Origin of the sequence: Mobilicoccus pelagius NBRC 104925 (assembly GCF_000247995.1) — a bacterium.
Classification (GTDB): Bacteria; Actinomycetota; Actinomycetes; order Actinomycetales; family Dermatophilaceae; genus Mobilicoccus; species Mobilicoccus pelagius.
The window spans coordinates 1-1,013 of record NZ_BAFE01000057.1 but is presented as its reverse complement, the minus strand read 5'-3'; the positions used below and the strand labels follow the sequence as shown (position 1 = coordinate 1,013).

Below are 1,013 nucleotides of genomic sequence, written 5' to 3'. Positions count from 1 at the left end.
CGGATTCAAGTGGTCGTCGCAACACCTTGATCGTGGAGGTGTGTGGTGGCGAAGTCGGATTGGTCCCGGAAGGCCAGCGAGGTGCCCGAGGGGGTGCGTCGGCAGTGGCGTGCTGATCGAGCGCTGCGGCCGCCGATGCGGTCCCCGGGACGGCCCGAGCCGTCGCGGGCGGTGCAGCGCCAGTTCTGGCGTCTGATCGCGACGGGGGTGAACACCGCGGAAGCGGCGTTGGCGGTGGGCGTGTCAGTGTCGGTGGGCAGCAGATGGTTTCGCCACGCTGGCGGCATGCCACCGATCAGCCTGGCCGAGCCCACGGGCCGCTACTTGACCTTCACCGAGCGTGAGGAGATCGCCATCCTGAAGGCACAGGGCCTCGGGGTACGCGGGATTGCCCGCGCCCTGGGACGTGACCCGGGGACGATCTCCCGAGAGCTGCGTCGCAACGCGGCCACCCGCGCCGGCAAGTTGGAGTATCGCGCGGGCGTGGCGCAGTGGAAGGCTCAACAGGCCGCCAAGCGTCCCAAGACCGCGAAGCTAGCCGGCAATGAGCGGCTGCGATCCTACGTCCAGGAACGGCTGGCCGGTGAGGTCCACGGACCCGACGGTGCTGTGACCGCCGGCCCGAAGCCCCCGGCGTGGAAGGGATTGAACAAGCCGCACCGGGCGGACCGTCGATGGGCCGCGGCGTGGAGCCCGCAGCAGATCGCGAACCGGTTGCCGCTCGATTTCCCCGAGGATGAGTCCATGCGGATCAGTCACGAGGCGATCTACCAGGCCCTCTACATCCAGGGCCGGGGCGCCCTGCAACGCGAACTCGTCACCTGTCTACGGACCGGTCGGGCACTACGCAAACCCCGAGAACGCTCCCGCAACAAGCCCCAGGGTCACGTCACCGACCAGGTCGTGCTGAGCGCTCGCCCGCCCGAGGCAGCCGACCGCGCCATCCCCGGACACTGGGAAGGAGACCTGATCATCGGGACCGACAGGTCGGCCATCGGGACCCTGGTCGAGCG

Annotated in this window: 1 protein-coding gene; it reads left to right on the top strand. The window is 69.4% G+C overall.

Going from position 1 to position 1,013, the window contains the following annotated elements; translation table 11 throughout:
- Nucleotides 1-135 precede the first annotated feature (135 nt).
- Nucleotides 136-1,013 (top strand): IS30 family transposase (locus MOPEL_RS09190; RefSeq protein ID WP_245544752.1); only part of this gene is annotated, 878 nt, incomplete at its 3' end.